Origin of the sequence: Actinoplanes sp. M2I2, assembly GCF_023544445.1 — a bacterium.
Classification (GTDB): Bacteria; Actinomycetota; Actinomycetes; order Mycobacteriales; family Micromonosporaceae; genus Actinoplanes.
In genome coordinates, this window is record NZ_JALPVJ010000001.1 from 186305 (window position 1) to 202684 (window position 16380).

The 16380-nt window shown below is 71.9% G+C and carries 12 protein-coding genes; 7 read left to right on the forward strand and 5 right to left on the reverse strand.

All coding sequences use genetic code 11. The annotated features are described in order from the left end of the window. The first annotated feature begins 2 nt into the window (after window positions 1-2). The 3 genes from HJC40_RS00970 to HJC40_RS00980 are packed head-to-tail and all read left to right on the forward strand — an operon-like array spanning window position 3 to window position 4047. Complete coding sequence (locus tag HJC40_RS00970) at window positions 3-788, forward strand: type 1 glutamine amidotransferase (RefSeq protein WP_249997678.1); 786 nt, start codon at window positions 3-5, stop codon at window positions 786-788. Window positions 789-791: 3 nt separating this feature from the next. Next, window positions 792-3803 carry a bifunctional [glutamine synthetase] adenylyltransferase/[glutamine synthetase]-adenylyl-L-tyrosine phosphorylase gene (locus HJC40_RS00975; protein ID WP_249997679.1) on the forward strand — a complete coding sequence of 1004 codons (3012 nt, stop codon included), beginning with the start codon at window positions 792-794 and terminating at the stop codon, window positions 3801-3803. A gap of 49 nt (window positions 3804-3852) precedes the next feature. Continuing rightward, complete coding sequence (locus tag HJC40_RS00980; RefSeq protein ID WP_249997680.1) at window positions 3853-4047, forward strand: hypothetical protein; 195 nt, start codon at window positions 3853-3855, stop codon at window positions 4045-4047. A 213-nt stretch (window positions 4048-4260) separates the two neighbouring features. Here HJC40_RS00980 and HJC40_RS00985 read toward each other — a convergent pair whose 3' ends face one another. The 3 genes from HJC40_RS00985 to HJC40_RS00995 are packed head-to-tail and all read right to left on the reverse strand — an operon-like array spanning window position 4261 to window position 5686. Next, window positions 4261-4518 carry a hypothetical protein gene (locus tag HJC40_RS00985; RefSeq protein ID WP_249997681.1) on the reverse strand — a complete coding sequence of 86 codons (258 nt, stop codon included), beginning with the start codon at window positions 4516-4518 and terminating at the stop codon, window positions 4261-4263. 41 nt (window positions 4519-4559) lie between these two features. After that, window positions 4560-5444, reverse strand: coding sequence for a helix-turn-helix transcriptional regulator (locus HJC40_RS00990; protein WP_249997682.1), 885 nt, complete (start codon window positions 5442-5444; stop codon window positions 4560-4562). A gap of 17 nt (window positions 5445-5461) precedes the next feature. Further along, on the reverse strand, window positions 5462-5686 hold the full coding sequence (locus tag HJC40_RS00995) for a hypothetical protein (RefSeq protein ID WP_249997683.1): 225 nt from the start codon (window positions 5684-5686) through the stop codon (window positions 5462-5464). Window positions 5687-6313: 627 nt separating this feature from the next. Here HJC40_RS00995 and HJC40_RS01000 point away from each other — a divergent pair. Next, window positions 6314-6682 (forward strand): hypothetical protein, encoded by a 369-nt coding sequence (locus HJC40_RS01000; RefSeq protein WP_249997684.1) that lies wholly within the window; start codon window positions 6314-6316, stop codon window positions 6680-6682. Window positions 6683-6807: 125 nt separating this feature from the next. Here the strand turns inward: HJC40_RS01000 and HJC40_RS01005 are convergent, their stop codons facing one another. Continuing rightward, window positions 6808-8481: a hypothetical protein gene (locus tag HJC40_RS01005; protein ID WP_249998200.1), complete on the reverse strand. Its 1674-nt coding sequence runs from the start codon at window positions 8479-8481 to the stop codon at window positions 6808-6810. Window positions 8482-8621: 140 nt separating this feature from the next. Here HJC40_RS01005 and mptB point away from each other — a divergent pair, with 140 nt between their 5' ends. The 3 genes from mptB to HJC40_RS01020 are packed head-to-tail and all read left to right on the forward strand — an operon-like array spanning window position 8622 to window position 13296. Further along, window positions 8622-10061: a polyprenol phosphomannose-dependent alpha 1,6 mannosyltransferase MptB gene (gene mptB / locus HJC40_RS01010; protein WP_249997685.1), complete on the forward strand. Its 1440-nt coding sequence runs from the start codon at window positions 8622-8624 to the stop codon at window positions 10059-10061. Next, complete coding sequence (locus tag HJC40_RS01015) at window positions 9985-11163, forward strand: glycosyltransferase 87 family protein (protein WP_249997686.1); 1179 nt, start codon at window positions 9985-9987, stop codon at window positions 11161-11163. The genes mptB and HJC40_RS01015 overlap by 77 nt, the downstream gene beginning before the upstream one ends. A gap of 9 nt (window positions 11164-11172) precedes the next feature. Then, window positions 11173-13296 carry an esterase-like activity of phytase family protein gene (locus tag HJC40_RS01020; protein WP_249997687.1) on the forward strand — a complete coding sequence of 708 codons (2124 nt, stop codon included), beginning with the start codon at window positions 11173-11175 and terminating at the stop codon, window positions 13294-13296. A 22-nt stretch (window positions 13297-13318) separates the two neighbouring features. On the opposite strand, the gene HJC40_RS01025 is transcribed toward HJC40_RS01020, so the two are convergent. Further along, window positions 13319-16243 carry a BTAD domain-containing putative transcriptional regulator gene (locus HJC40_RS01025; RefSeq protein WP_249997688.1) on the reverse strand — a complete coding sequence of 975 codons (2925 nt, stop codon included), beginning with the start codon at window positions 16241-16243 and terminating at the stop codon, window positions 13319-13321. Between the last annotated feature and the right edge of the window lie 137 nt (window positions 16244-16380).

Genomic DNA, 16380 nt, shown 5'->3' on the forward strand with positions numbered 1-16380 from the left:
GCGTGGCGACTGCACTTGTCATCGAGAACGACCCGTCCGACGACCCGCGCCGGCTGGGCGAGTGGCTGACCGAGGCGGGGCTCGAGCTCACCGTCCTGCGGCCGCACGCCGGTGACGAGATCCCCGAGACCCTCGACGGCTACGTCGCGCTCATAGTCATGGGGGGCGACCAGGCGGCGTATTCCGACGCCGAGGGGCTGCCCGGCGCGCCGTGGTTCCCCTCGCTGGAGGGGCTGCTGCGCAAGGCGGTACGCCACCGCGTGCCCACGCTCGGCGTCTGCCTCGGCGGTCAGCTGCTCGCCAGCGCCCACGGCGGTCTGGTCGAGCGCAGCACGAGCGGCCCCGAGATCGGTCCGGGCCTGGTCGGCAAGCGCGACGCCGCCGACACCGACCCCCTCTTCAAATGGGTGCCGCTGCTGCCCGACGTCATCCAGTGGCACCGCGACGAGATCACCGAGCTGCCGCTCAAGGCGGTGCTGCTGGCCGCCTCCAGCCGCTACCCCCATCAGGCCTTCCGCATCGGCGACCGCGCCTGGGGCATCCAGTTCCACATCGAGTGCGACGTCGAGATGATCGAGCAGTGGGCGGTCAGCGACCGGGCCGCCATCGACGAGCTGGGCTACGACCCCGAGGCGGTCGTCTACGCCACAGCCGAGCTGCTGCCCGACGTCGAAGAGGTGTGGCAGCCGTTCGCCGCCCGATTCGCCGCGCTGGCCCTGGGCACTCTGCCCGACGCCGACATACCCGACGCCGGCACCGGCCGCACCCTCCCGCTGCTGGGGCACTGACCCGTGACCCGGCCCAGCCGGCTCGCCCGGTACGGATTCGCCGACAACGGGGCCCGCGCCTCCGATCTGCTCGGCCCGACCGGGTTGCGGTTGTGGGACGCGGAGTCGCAGGCGCCCACCAGCGCCGACGCCGCCGATCTGCTCAGTACGCTGTCCCGCGCGGCCGATCCCAACCTGGCTCTGCGCCAGTTCCACCGGCTGGTCGAGGCGGCCGCCAGGGCCGCCGCGCGCGGCAACGGCGGCCCGGTGACCGGTCCGGGCGGCGAGATCACGACGAACGAGGCCACCGAGGAGCTGTTCGGCGCCCTGGCCGGGGACGCGGGCCTGCGCCGCCGGCTGGTCGCGGTGCTGGGCGCCTCGTCCGCGCTGGGCGATCACCTGGTGGCCAACCCGGACGACTGGCGGGTGCTCGGCACCGGCAAGACCGGGCTGCCGCCCAACGCCGACGGGCATCTCGAGGTCGAGGGCGACGAGCCGAGCGTGCCGGCGCTGCGCCGGGCCTACCGCATCTCGCTGCTGCGCATCGCCGCGGCCGATCTCACCGGCGGCCGCGGGCTCGAACCGACCATGGCGGCGCTCTCCCGCCTGGCCGACGAGACGCTCGCCGCCGCGTACGCCATCGCGGTCGCGGGTCTGCCGGCCGGCACGGCCGAGCCGAGCCTGGCCGTGGTCGCGATGGGCAAGTGCGGGGGCAACGAGCTCAACTACGTCTCGGACGTCGACGTCATCTTCGTGGCCGACTCCGACGACGACCTGAACTCCGGCACCGTCGTCGCGGCCCGGCTCATCGAGATCTGCGGCATGGTCGCCTGGCCGGTCGACGCGGCCCTGCGGCCCGAGGGCAGCCGTGGCCCGCTGGTCCGCACGCTCGCCAGCCACCAGGCCTACTACCGTCGCTGGGCGCGCACCTGGGAGTTCCAGGCGCTGCTCAAGGCCCGCCCGGCCGCGGGCGATCTGGGGCTGGGCCGGCGCTGGATCGACGACCTGGCTCCGCTGGTGTGGCATGCCGCCGAGCGGCCCGAGGCGGTCCCCGACGTCCGCGACATGCGCCGCAAGATCATCGAGAACGTGCCGCCCGGGCTGGTCGACCGCGAGATCAAGCGGGGTCCCGGCGGGCTGCGCGACATCGAGTTCGCCGTCCAGCTGCTGCAGCTCGTGCACGGCCGCATCGACGAGACGCTGCGCGCGCCGGGCACCATCCCGGCGCTGCGCGCGCTGGTCACCGGCGGCTATGTCGGCCGCGACGACGGGGAGACGTTGCTGCGCGGCTACCGCTTCCTGCGGGGAGTCGAGCACCGCCTGCAACTTCAGCAACTCCGGCGTACGCATACCGTGCCCGACGATCCGGCCGCCCAGCGCTGGCTGGCCGCCGCCCTCGGCTACACGGCTCTGCCCGGCCGTGACGCCGTCGAGGCGTTCCGCTCCGACTGGGTGGGCCACGCCGCCCAGGTCCGTCGCCTGCATATCAAGTTGCTCTACCAGCCGCTGCTCGAGGCCGTGGCCCGGGTGCCGGCCGAGGCGCTGCGGATGACCACCGAGTCGGCCGGCCGCCGGCTCGAGGTCCTGGGCTTCGCCGACCCGGCCGGGGCGCTGCGCCACCTGCAGGCGCTCACCGGCGGCGTCACCCGCACGTCGGCGATCCAGCGCACCCTGCTGCCGATGCTGCTGCAGGAGTTCGCCGACGCGCCCGAGCCCGACCGCGGCCTGCTCAACTACCGCCACGTCTCCGACAAGCTGGGCAGCACGCCGTGGTATCTGCGCCTGCTGCGCGACGGCGGCCCGGTCGCCCGCCGGCTGGCCCGGGTGCTCAGCCTGTCCCGGTACGCGACCGACCTGCTCACCCGCGACCCCGAGGCGCTGCGCCTGCTGGCCAACGACACCGAGCTGCAGCCCCGCTCGCGCGAGTCGCTGCTCGACGGCTTCGTGGCCGCCGCCGACCGCTACACCGAAGATCCCGCAAAGGCGATCGCCGCCGTCCGAGCCCGTCGCCGCCGCGAGCTGTTCCGCCTGGCCTGCGCCGACATCCTCAGCCGGGCCGGCGAGCTGGCGCCGGCCCAGCCGCTCGACGTCGACGCGATCGGCATCGCGCTCTCCGACGTCACCGACGCGACGCTGAACGCCGCCCTGAGCGTGGCCCGGCGCGCCCATCCCGGCCCCGACGGACTGCGTTTCGCGATCATCGGCATGGGACGTCTCGGCGGTTACGAGATGAGCTATCCGTCCGACGCCGACGTCCTGTTCGTCTACGACCCCGCCCCCGGCGTGCCCGAGAGCGAGTCGAGCACGGCCGCCCGGGTGATCGCCGAGGAGATGCGGCGGGCCCTGACCGCGCCGGCCCCCGACCCCGAGCTCGGCATCGACGCCGACCTGCGCCCCGAGGGCCGGCAGGGCCCCCTGGTCCGCAGCCTGGCTGCCTACCAGCAGTACTACGCCCGCTGGTCGCGCGTCTGGGAGGCCCAGGCGCTGCTCCGCGCCCGTTTCGTCTGCGGCGACGCCGACCTGGGCCGCCGGTTCGAGGAACTGGCCGACAAGATCCGCTATCCCGAGGGCGGCCTCACCCGCGAGCAGGTCGTCGAGATCCGCCGCATCAAGGCCCGCGTCGAAGTCGAGCGCCTACCCCGCAACGCCGACCCGCAGACCCACACCAAGCTCGGCCGCGGCGGCCTCTCGGACGTGGAGTGGGCCATCCAACTGCTCCAGTTGCGGCACGCCTACGCGGTCCCCGGCCTGCGACGCACCCGCACGCTCGAAGCCCTCGACGCGGCGCTCAAGGCCAAGCTGATCGACAAGGTCGACGCGGCCGCGATGACCGCCGGCTGGACCCTGGCCGCCCAGGTGCGCAACGCGCTGACCCTGGTCCGCGGCCGCCCGACCGACCAACTGCCCCGCCACGGCGTCGAGCTGGCCGGCACGGTGCAACTTCTCGGCGGCGACGACCCGGGCGAGTTCGTCGACCGCTACCTGAGGCTGACCCGCCGCTCCCGGGCGGCGATGGAGCGGGTGCTCGAGTCATAAAGTCCCGCACCGGTGGGTATGTCCCTGACGAACCCCAGGGAGGTCACCAATGTTGTTCAACCTTGTCCGCCGCTACGCCATCATGGCGATCGCTGTCCCGCTCGCCGCAGCCGGCGCCCGCAAACTGAGCGAAACGCTCGAAGCCAAGCGAGGCCCCAGCCGCAGCACCCGGCTCCTGCGCCAGGGCGCCGACTTCGTCACCGGCCTGCGAGGCCAGAAGAAAAAGCGCCGCTTCGGCTGGTGACGCCGTAACCGCACGCTGCGGATGGGGCGAGTGCTGACTGCCTCCCGAACGTCCGGGCGGCAGCAGCAGCCACCCGGACGGCAGCGCACCGCGGAGCGTCCGGGTGCTGGGTGCTGGGTGCTGGGTGCTGAGCTGATTGAGGGCGCCCATGGCTGATCGCATTTCGACCGACGACATCGTGGCCCTGTGCTGCCTTGCCGGAGGCGAGTGCGCTCAGTGCTCGTCGAGCAGTTCCCTGGCCGCCGCCAGGAGAACGTCGCGGGGAATCTCGACGAGGTTCTCACCTGCGGGCAGCTCGACTCCGGCGGTTGCGGCGTCAACCGCATAGCCTTGGACCACCAGTGATGTCCGGTTCGTCCGATAGACGGCCGGACAGGTCCCGCTTCCGCAGGCTTTGCCGACAAGTGCTTCGACGCGCAGATCAACAGCGGCCGTCTCAGCGGTAGTGAGGTGGTCGTCATGGGTCGCCATGTCACCCAAGGTACGGAGAGAAGTGCCATCGCTACAACGGGTCAGGCGGCGGCGTCCGTTCGCATGGTGCGATACATATCTTGATATCTGTCCAATATGGGACTGATATGGGTGGTCGCGATCTCTTCAAGAGCGTCGAAGACGACCCTGTGCTGCCGGACCGCCTTGCGTCCGGCTCGCGAGACCAGACTGCTGTTGATCAAATCCGTCATCACGTGTTTGTCGCCCATGAGCTCGAAGCCGCTCAGGGGCGGAATGGGCCATCGAGCGTTGAGCGGAATAATACGCATTGACACATTGGGCAAGGTGGCGAGTTCCCGCAGGCGACCGATCTGACTGGCCATGTCGAGCGGCTTGCAGACCACATTGCAAAGCACGGTCTCGGCGATGACGAAGTGGAACTGGCGGTCGGTCTCGTAGAGCGCCATGCTCCGGGCCTGCCGCGCTGCGACCGCCTCCTGCACGGCGTGATCGGACCCGGCGGACGTCCGGTCGCCGACCTCGAAGCGGATGGCCTGCAGGATGGCCCGCGCGTATTCGCTGGTCTGCAGGAGTCCGGGCACCACGGCGTGCTGGAAGACGCGCACTTCATGTGCCGGCGCCTCGAGCGATCTGACGAATTCCTGGCGGTTCCACAGGTTCGGTTCAACGCTCTGCCAGTCCACGAACTGCTCGTCCGAGTGCTCCGCGAGCGACGCCAGCCGGTCGACCTCGTCGGGCGGAAGGTCGAGCCCTTCGGCGAGCAGCCGGACCACTTGCGGATCGGGAGTGGAGACTCCCGTCTCCAGGCGGGAAATCTTGGCCTGGCTCATACCGACCTTGTCGCCCAGGACCTGGCCGGAGATCTTCTTGCGCTTGCGCCAGCGGGCAAGCGCGGCGCCGACGGTTTCGCCGGCGCTCTTGGGAGGGGTGGGCGAGTCGGACATCTCCGCTCGCCCCCCTTCTAACTGGCCGCCTTGGCCGCAGCGATGAGGATGTCCTTCGGGATCATCACGAGTTGCTCGCCCGCGGGCAGATTGATCCCGGCGTCCTCAGCAGTGACGATATATCCCTGTACCACGACGGATTCTTCGTCCGCGCCGTACACGGTCGGGCACGTGCCGGTGCCGCAATCTGAGGCATACATAGTGAGGCGCAGCTTTGCGCCCGGTTTCGGTAAGTTTGTCACGTACGCGGACTATACATGACTCGTCAAGGCTCTATGCGTGTATCCCGCATAGAGACCATGCAACCACACGGTGGAGTGAACCGAAACCCCACGCGCCACATCGTGAACAGTCTGAAGACGAATTCACGTACGCGCATCACTCTTGCCAAGCGCTGCATAACCCTGGATATTCAAACACAGAGGGTCACGTAGGAATGACTGCAGGCGCAGGCATCAACTTCGCTCTGTGATCATTTCGCCGAGCGACGTCGAGGTCGGGCCCTTGGCAGTGCATATGCGGCCTGATGTGGAGGTCGATCACATGCTCCCGTCCGTACCCACCCCACCGACGAGCAACGACGGCTTCCTCGATGCGGTACGTGTTGGTTCTTCGATCGATGTGCCTCTTGCTCGCCACACCGTCCGTCCTGTAGCCCGGCGTGTCACGCGGTTCCTGCGCCGGGTCCCTTCGCCGCCGGCGCTCCCGTCCGAGCCGCCACGGCGCCGGCACTCTCTCCGGTCGCGGTCGTCGCGGCCCTCGTCCTGGTGGCCGCGGCAGCGGTCAGCGGCCCCTGAGTGGTCGCTCTTCCCGAGCCGTCCGGGTCCGCGCCCGGGCGACCCCGCCCTCGTCAAGGACCGGAGACCTCGATGACTATGTCTTTGCTGGCCGGGATCGTCGCGCTGATCGTGCTGCTGATCGTCCTCAGCGAGATCCTCGCGGCCGTGCTTCCGCTGATCATCATCCTGACGTGCGTACCCGCGCGGGATCGTGACGGGCTTGCCCGTGTGCTCGCGGCCATCGACTCCTCGCGCCGGCTGCGGATCTGGTCGGCGCTCCGTCTCGCCGTGACGCTGCGCCGCCAGGAGATCGAGCACGCGCGCGTCTCTCGTGATCCGTGTCAGAACCCGTACGCGCATCTGAACGCGTACTTCGCCGACCTGCCCGGCGACGCGCCGCTGAACCAGCCACACCGCCGCGTGGAACCGGTCAGCCCGCCCGCCCGGTCCGGCGAATGATCACTCGCTGACACGGCGAGGTCCGTAGCGGAGCGGCCGGGCCGTCGACCCGCACCTGGCAGCACACCGCACCGCGTCTTCACTGAACTGAACCGTGTCCTTGCTGGACCGTGTTCTTGGACCGGCTAGCCCGGACTGGTCACGGTATAACGACCGGAGCCGGGCACACGCATGGTCGTCCAGTCGCCCTGGCGTTCGAGCGTCGCACCGTTGTCGGCTGTCAGCCAGCGGCTCCAACGGAGTCGCAGTGCCACAGTGCCGGCGGCCGCGGCGTCGACCGTGAGCGATGCGGCGTCCTGGCGTACCAGCCGGGCGGGCGGAGAGACGATCGGGCGAGCGCCGGTGACCCGGTAGAGCTGCCAGTCATCGTTGCGCCAGATCCGCGTCAGGTACGGGAGACCGGCGGTGACCAGCTCGGCTTCGGGGCGGCCGGACCAGGTCAGCTCGGTGTCGGGGACGGCGACGAACTGGACGGCCAGCTCGTCCAGCCAGAGGCGGTAGCTGTCCGCGGTCAGGGCGACGCCGGTGCCGCGGGCGCCGGGGATCTCGGTGAAGAACAGCGGGTTGCGGTCGATGTCGGCCTGCCGCAGCCAGCCCCGAGCCAGCGGCACGTCGCCCAGGTGGGCCGCCTCCCAGTAGTCGCGGGTGGAGGGGATCTCGACCCGGCCGGTCAGGTCTTCCTGGGCCAGCCGGTCCAGCAGCGGGTGGAAGTAGGCCGGGTCGGCTGTCGGATTGCCGATGTCGCGGACGTCGCCGATGACCACCGGCGGCTGCCACCAGCACGCCGCGATGAGCAGTGCCAGCACTGCCCAACCGGGCAGCGGCCGGGCTGGGCGGGCCGGGCGCTCCCGAGGCGGCGGCAGAGAGGGCGCCCCGCCTGAGGAGGAGCTGGCCGCGGTCGATGGTGCGGCACCCGAGGGCGATGTGACCGATGGCGATGTGACCGATGGCGAGGCGGTCGATGGCGAGGCGGTCGATGGCGAGGCGGTCGATGGCGAGGCGGTTGATGGTGAGGCGGTGGTAGTGCGCCGTGGGAAGACCGTGAGGCTGGGCCAGGCGGCGTAGGCGGCCAGGAGCGGGAGCGTGAACATCACGGCCAGCCGGGTGGCGTTCAGGCCCACGGGAGTGTGGATCAGGGCCGCGGCCAGCACGCCGGCCGAGGAGAGCAGCGCGCCGATGCGTACCGGGCGCCGGGGGACCAGGGCGGCGACGACCAGGCCGGCGACCACGGCCCGCACGGTGTCGGTGCGGCTGATGTTCATCCAGCCGCCGTCGCCGAACAGCAGGGCGGTCAGGGCCAGGGGAACAGCGGCGGGCACGGCCAGCAGCAGGCCGGGGCGGATCCGGCCGGACAGCAGCAGGGCGGCGCCGGCCAGGCCGAGGAAGAGGGCGGCCACCGGGCTGGTCGCGCCGGCCACGAGGGCCAGGGGGGCCGCGAGCCAGACGCGGCGCGGGCCGGCGGTCAGGGCGACCAGCGCGGCCAGGCCCAGACAGACCCCTAGGCCGTACGTCACCCGGCCGCTCACCAGGTTGCCGGCCAGGCACGCCGTGCCGACCACGGCGCCGAGCAGGGGGCGGGGCGCGGCGGTGCGGCGCAGCAGGACGGCCAGGAGCACGGCGGCGGCCAGGAGGGACAGTGCTCCGGTCACGCGTACGCCGAGCAGGGCCATCACAGGCTGTGAGATCAGGCTGTAGCCGAGCTGGTCGACGCCGGCGTACCACCGCAGGTCCATCGGGGTGTAGCCGTGCCCGGCGAAGAAACCGGCCCGGGCCTCCTGGGCCGCGAGGTCGGAGCCCATCGGCGGGAGCAGCAGATAGACGGCGCCGAGCACCGCCGCGAGCCCGGCGGTGAACCACTCCAGCCGGTGCCGAGCCCACACGGCAACAGACCCTACCGGTACGGCCGGGGGTTGCAGCGTGTCACGGTAGGGTGCTCGCCATGTCCCGCCCCGCCGTCGTCCGCAGTACGGGCCTGGCCGGCAGCCTGCTGCTCGCGGTGGCCGCGTGGCTGGGCGGCGCGACGAACCCGTGGGAACCGACCATGAAGCCGGGCACGGTCTTCGCCGGCCAGGACGGTGTGCTGCTGCCGGTCGCGTGGCTGCTCGGCACGGGGCTGCTGATCACGGCCTGGCTGGCCGGCGTGCGCCTGATGTCGGCGAGTGGTCCTTCGGCGCGCTGGGCCTATGTGACGGCCGGCCTGTGGATGCTGCCGCTGCTCGCGTTCCTGCCGCTGGGCAGCTACGACGCCTACTCCTACGCCTGTCAGGGCTGGCAGCAGAGTGCGGGCCTGGACCCGTACGCGGGTGGGGTCGATCTGCTGGGTTGTCCCTGGGCCGATGCGGTCGCGCCGACCTGGCGTGCCGCCCCGGCCCCGTATGGTCCGCTGTTCCTCGTGCTCGCCGGTGTCGCGGCCGCGCTGAGCGACGGTTCGCTGATGGGCACCCTCGCCGGGCTGCGGGTGATCGCGGTGCTCGGGGTGGCGCTGATCGCCGTCGCGCTGCCGGTGCTGGCCCGCCGGGGCAACGTCCCGCTCGCTCGTGCGGTCTGGCTGGTGCTGGCCTGCCCGCTGGTGCCGATCCACCTGATCTCCGGCGCCCACAACGACGCCCTCATGGTGGGTCTGATGGTCGCCGGGCTGGCGCTCGCGATCAGGAAGGTGGGGTGGGCGGCGGGCGTGCTCCTCGGCCTGGCCGTCGCGGTGAAGGCCACCGCCGTGGTGGTCGTCCCGTTCGCCCTGCTCCTGCTCGTCGATCGCCGGCCGACCGGCGGGACGGCAGCGCGAGGGGACACGGTCAAACAGATCGCGATGCTGGCCGGCGGCCTGGTCGTCGCGCTGGCCGCCTGTTCCCTGGTCAGCGGCCGCGGCTTCGGCTGGGTGACGGCGCTCAGCGGCAGCGGCGTCTCGGTGCAGTGGACCTCGCCGCCCACGGCGGTCGGCATCGCCATCGGTCTGATCGGGCCGGATGCCGTGCCGGTCACCCGGATCATCGGCATCGCCGTGCTCGCCGTGGTGCTGGTGGTCCTCTGGTGGCGGGCCCGCGACCACGACCCGCTGCTGTACGCCGGTTACGCCCTGGCGGCCACGGTGCTGCTGGCCCCGGTCTTCCACCCCTGGTATGCGCTCTGGCCGCTCGCCGTCCTCGCCGCCACTCTGCACGCCCACCTGCGATGGCTCGTCGTGCCGTGCGCCGTGGCGGCGGCCCTCTGCCTGCCCGACGGCTACAACCTGGCCCTGGCCGTGAAGACTCAGGGCGCGGTGGCCATGACGGGCCTGATCCTCTACCTGACCTGGAAAGCACTCCATGAAGCGAAAAATCGGACTGGTCACGGCGGCCGCGGCGGTCACCCTGCTGATCGTCTATCTGGCCGAGACGCGTAACGGATACTTCGACTCCAAGGTCTACTACGGCGCGATCCAGTACTGGTTCCGCGGAGACGGCGGCATGGTCTACGACTGGCTGCGGCCCGGGACCCCGTACGGCTTCACCTATCCGCCGTTCGCCGGGCTGGTCATGGCCCCGATGGCGTTCCTGCCGTTCGGGCTCGTCGTGGTGGTCGCGATCGTCGCCACGGTGCTCACCACCGCGCTGCTCACCTGGTGGTTCGCCGGTCCGCTGATCCGCCGCCGCGGGTGGCCCGTCTGGTTCGCGTACGCCCTGGCCGTGTGCCTGGCCATCTCGTTCGAGCCGGTCCGCGAGACGATCACGTTCGGTCAGGTCAACACGCTGCTGCTCACGCTCGTGGCCGGCGATCTGCTGCTCGGGTTGTCCCGGGGGCGCAAGTGGGCCGGTGTCGGGATCGGCCTGGCCACCGCGATCAAGCTCACGCCGGGCATCTTCATCGTCTATCTGCTGGTCACCCGGCGCTGGCGGGCCGCCGCGACGGCGAGTGGCACCGCCGCCGGGGCCACCCTGCTCGCCGCCGCGATCTTCCCGGACGAGTCCCGCGAGTTCTGGACGTCGGCGCTGTGGGACACCAACCGGGTCGGCGTGCTGTCCTTTCTGTCCAACCAGTCGGAGCGCGGATTCCTGGCCCGCCTGCCCATCCCGCAGGTCGAGTCCCGGGTCTGGATCGTCTGTGTGCTGCTCACGCTGGCCTTCTGGGCCTGGCGCGTCGCCCGGGTCCCGGACGACATCATGGGTGGACTGGCGCTGACCGGCATCGTCGGCTGCCTGGTCAGCCCGGTGACCTGGATCCACCACTGTGTCTGGCTGCTCCCGGCGATCGTCCGCTGCGTCGACGCGGGCCTGGCCGGCACCGGCCGGCGGCCGCTGCATCCCGGGCCGCTGTATCTCGGTGTCGCCGCCTATCTGCTGATGACGAGCAGGCTCACCTGGCTCTGGGAGAAGCGCCCCCGGCCGCCGCTGGAGCTGATCGGCGGCAACCTCTATGTCTGGTTCAGCCTGGCCCTGCTGATCTGGACACCCATCGGCACCCGTCGTTCAGCCGACGTCCACGAGCCGGACAAGATCCTCACGTAGTCAGGGCCCATGTCAAAACGCCGTGCCACCTCGGCACTCGCCCTTGCCGGCCTAGCCGCCACCCTGACCGCGGCACCGGCGTCGGCGCATCCCTCGCACACCGACGAGTTCCGCCGCCTGGCCACCTTCCCGGCCTATCTGAACTCCTCGATCGACGACACGGCCGCCGCCGAGATCTCCACCGTGACCGAGGACGGCCGTACGGTGGTCTACACCGACAGCCCCGGCCGGCGCCTCGGCTTCGTCGACATCACCGACCCCGCCCGGCCCGCGGCGGCCGGCACCCTGGCCCTCGACGGCGAGCCCACCTCGGTGGCGCACCTGGGGCACCTGCTGCTCGCGGGCGTCAACACGCGGGAGAGCTTCACCGATCCGTCGGGCAAGCTCGTGGTGATCGACGACCGCAGCCGCCGGGTCGTGCGCGAGATCGACCTGGGCGGCCAGCCCGACTCGGTCGCGGTGGCGCCCAGCGGCCGGTACATCGCTGTGGCGATCGAGAACGAGCGTGACGAGGACGTCGACGACGGCGCGATCCCGCAGCTGCCGGCCGGTTATCTCTCGGTGATCGACACCCGTACCTGGACCGCCGCCAAGGTGGACCTGACCGGGCTAGCCGCGGTCGCGCCGACGGACCCCGAGCCCGAGTACGTCAGCGTCAACTCCCGCGACGAGGCGGTCGTCTCGCTGCAGGAGAACAACCACCTCGCGGTCGTGTCGCTGAAGTCGAAGAAGGTCGTCCGGCACTTCCCGGCCGGCGCGGTCACCGTGTCCGGTGTGGACACCAAGGACGACGACACGATCACGCTGGACGGCACGATCACCGCCAAGCGGGAGCCGGACGGCGTCGCCTGGATCAGCGACGACCTGTTCGCCACGGCCAACGAGGGCGACTACGAGGGCGGCTCGCGCGGCTGGACGATCTTCTCGCGCGACGGCCGGGTGGTGTGGGACGCCGGCAACTCGCTCGAGCACCTCGCCGTCGAGCACGGTCTCTACCCGGACAAGCGCTCGGACGCCAAGGGCATCGAGCCGGAGAACGTGGCCTTCGCCCGGATCGGCCGGACGCCCTACGTCTTCGTCAACTCGGAGCGCGGCAACTTCACCGCCGTCTACGACGTGTCGAACCCCCGCAAGCCGCAGTTCCAGCAGTTGCTGCCGACCACGAACGGCCCCGAGGGAGTCGTCGCGGTGCCGTCGCGCGGGCTGCTCGTGGTCTCGAGCGAGGAGGAGATCCCGGACGCGAACATCCGCGGCTCGGTGCAGATCTACGGCCTCGGCCACGGCCGGTTCCCGTCGATCGTCTCGGACGACCTGATCCCGTTCGGCACGCTGTCGGCCCTCTCCGCGGTGCCGGGCAAGCGTTCCCAGCTGGTGTCGGTGACCGATTCGGCGTACACCCCGACCCGGATCCTGACGATCGACACCGCGCGGCGCCCGGCCCGGATCGAGCGGCAGCTCACCGTCACCAAGGACGGCAAGCCGGCCGGTTACGACGCCGAGGGCCTCGTGGCCCGGGCCGGAGGCGGCTACTGGCTTGCGAGCGAGGGCTCCGCCGACACCCCCAACCTTCTCGTACGCCTCGACGCGCGCGGCGCGGTGCGCCAGGAGATCCCGCTGCCGGCCGACATCGCCGCGGCCGTCACCACGAACGGCTTCGAGGGGGTCGCCGAGTCCGGCCACGCCGTGTGGGTCGCCGTTCAGCGCCCGCTCAAGACCGACCCGGCCGGCGTCGTCCGGATCGGCCGCTACGACCTCGGGACCGGCGCCTGGTCGTGGCTGCTGTACCCGCTGGACACCGCGCCGCTGGGCTGGACCGGACTGTCCGAGCTGGTCGCGGTCGACGCGAACACGTTCGCGGTGATCGAGCGCGACAACCAGCGCGGCCCGCAGGCGTCCATCAAGAAGGTCTACAAGTTCGACGTGCCGGCCACCTGGACGGGCACCCCGGCCGTCACCAAGAAGCTCGTCAAGGACCTGCTGCCGGCGCTGAAGGCGGACAACGGCTGGGTGCAGGACAAGGTCGAAGGCCTCGCGGTCGGCGGGGACGGCCAGACCTACGCCGTCACCGACAACGACGCCCTCGACGACGCCACCGGCGAGACCGTCCTGCTGCGGCTCGGCCGGCTCCTCTAGATCATCCGAGAAGACCGGTAGATCATCCGAGAAGACCGGGCGCGTCGGCCACCGTGGTGCCGGCCGCCCGGCGGTATGCCTGCTCGAAGCCCGCGTCGCCCAGGGTGGCGCGGGCTTCGGCCGTGATGCGGGCGACGTCGGGAACCGAACGGTCGCGATAGCCGCGCACCTCGTCGGCGGCGCCCAGCAGAAAGGCCGCCCGGCCGGCGTCGCCCTCGCGCAGGACCAGATCGGCCGCGCCGACCAGGGTCAGCGCGACCACCGGCGAGTCCCGTGACCCGGTCGCCATCCGGACGGCCGCCAGGTGCTTGACCCGGGCCGTGTCCAGGTCGCCGGTCGCGGCGCTGATCAGGCCCTGGGTGTGCAGGGCCATCGCCTGGAACTGGGGGACCACCGCGGGGTGGCGCAACCGGGCCAGCGCCGCGTCCATGCTGCGCCGCGCCTCCTCCAGATCACCCTCCATCCGGGCGAACGTGGCGTGGCCGTACGCCACCGAGGCCAGCACCTCGGGCAGCGCGACCTCCTCGGCGGCCACCCGGGCCTGCTTGAGCACCGTGCGCGCCTCGGCCACCTCGCCCGCCATCCACAGCTGATGGGCGAGCTTCACCTCCATCTGCGGCAGGTCCTCGCGCACCCCCACCTCGCGGACCAGGGCGATCGCCTCCCGCTGCCGGTCCACCGCCGTCGCGAAGTCACCCCGCGCCGCGGCCAGATCGCCCAGCAGGCTGACCGCGAACCCCATGCCCCACCGCTCGCCGATCGCCCGGAAGCCGGCCAGGGCCTCGCGCATCTCGGCCTCGGCGACCTCGGCGCTCTGCCCGAAGTTGAGCCGCAACTGCGACACGAACATCTTGGCCACGGCTCGCAACCACGGCTCCGGGTCGTCGAACAGCGGCTCGGCCAGCCGGAACCCGGACTCCGGCCCGCTCGGGTCGTCGAACATCGCGGCCAGCGGCGGGATCAGCCGCAACGCCGGGTGCGCCGAGCCCAGACCGGCGCTGCGCTGCTGAGCCAGCGCGAACTCGGCCTGCACCCGATCGACCGGCAGGCCGCCCTCCAGCCCGTTGATCGCCGCGTAGGTGTGGGTCAGCGCGAGATCCTCGGGACGGACGTCGCCCGGCATCGACGACACCTCGGCGGCCAGCGCAGCCCCCTCCGACCGGTGCCCGCTCAGCCACCAGTACCAGCCCAGCCGGGCCACGAACGCGGCCCCGGTCGCCCGGTCGCCCGCCTCGATCGCGGCGCGCACCGAGGCGTGCAGATTGTCGTGCTCCGTGGCCAGCCGGGCCAGCCACACCAGTTGGTCGGGGCCGCGCAACCGCGGGTCGGCCCGGCCGGCCAGTTCCAGCAGCCAGCCGGCCAGCCGCAGCCGCTGCGCGTCGGACTCGCCGGCCTCGGCCAGCCGCTCCAACCCGTACTCGCGGATCGTCTCCAGCATGCGGTAGCGCCCGTCCCGGCCGAGCGCGAGCAGGGACTTGTCGGCCAGGGCGGCCAGCGCGTCGACGTCGGTGCCGCAGACCTGTTCGACCGCGGCGACGTCGGCGCCTCCCTTGAACAGCGCGAACCGGCGCCACAGCTGCCGCTCCGGCTCGTCGAGCAGATCCCAGCTCCAGTCGACCACCGCGCGCAGCGTCTGATGGCGGGGGAGCGCCGTGCGGCTGCCCCCGGTCAGCAGGCGGAACCGGTCGGCCAGGCGGTCGGCGAGCACGGCCACGGGCAGCGTGCGCAGGCGGGCGGCGGCCAGCTCGATGGCGAGCGGCATGCCGTCCAGCGCGCGGCAGATCCGGACCACGGCCTCGACGTTCTGCCCGGTCAGCGTGAAGCCCGCGGCGCGGTCGACCAGAAGGCGTACGGAAGGAAACCCGGAAGCGGTCGACACGTCCGCGTCCACCGGCGGGAGAGCCAGCGGCTCGACCGGGTGAAGCTGCTCGCCCGGGATGCCCAGCGGTTCACGGCTCGTCGTCAGCACGCGCAGCCCCGGCGCGGCCCGCAGCAGCTCGTCGGCGACCCGCGCGGCCGCGTCGATCAGGTGCTCACAGTTGTCCAGGATGAGCAGCATCGTGCGGCCCGCCAGCACCTCCCGCAGCCGGGCCAGCTCGCTGCTCCTCTTCGGACGGTCGAGCATCGCCTGGCCGCGCAGGTTGAGCGCGGTCAGAATGGCCTGCGGCACCTCGGCCGGGTCGGTGACCGGGGCCAGCTCGACGCGCCAGACGTCCTCGCTCAGGCCCGCGCCGACCTCCACGGAAAGGCGGGTCTTGCCGCTGCCGCCGGGCCCGATGAGGCTCACCAGGCGATGGCCGGCCAGCAGCGCGCGAACGGCCCGGACGTCCCGTTCCCGGCCCACGAAACTGCTCAGCTCGGTCGGCAGGTTGCCGCTCGGCCTGGTGCGCAGCAACTCGAGATGCAGGCCCTGCAACTCGGCGGACGGGTCGGCGCCGAGCTCGTCGGCCAGCCGGCGCCGTGTCTGCTCGAAGACCTCCAGCGCACGGCCCGGGTTGCCGTTCGCCCGCAGCGCGCGCATGAGCAGCCCGGCCAGCTGCTCGTCCAGCGGGTGCTGGGTGACCAGACCTTCCAAGGCCGGCACGGCCTCCGCGCCGGCGAGGCTGCGCTTCATCGCGGCGAGGCGGAGCTCGTGCAGCCGCGCGGCCTCGGCCCGGGCCGCGTCGGGAAAGTCGAGGTCGCCACGCCACCGGGTGAGCGCCGCCGCCGGATCGGACTCGGCCAGCCGGGTGAAGACATGCGCGTCGATCTGCTCCGCATCGATGACCAGGCGGTATCCGGACGAGGCGGCCTCGACCACCAACCCCGCCTTCCGCAGCCGGGAGACCAGGGCCTGCAACGCGTTGCCGGCGGCGGCCGGCGGTTCGTCACCCCAGACACCGTCGATCAGCCGGTCGGCCGAGATCACCCGCCCCGGTTCGAGAGCGAGCAATATCAGCAGGGGCACGCAGCCGCGCACCCGACACCGGCACGACCTCACCGGCCCGGCCGCGCAGCTCCAACGGCCCGAGCACGGCGATCTCCACCCGTCCGATTCTGCCCGCCCTGCGCGACCGGTGCGATCCGCTTCGTTTTCTCTTGGCG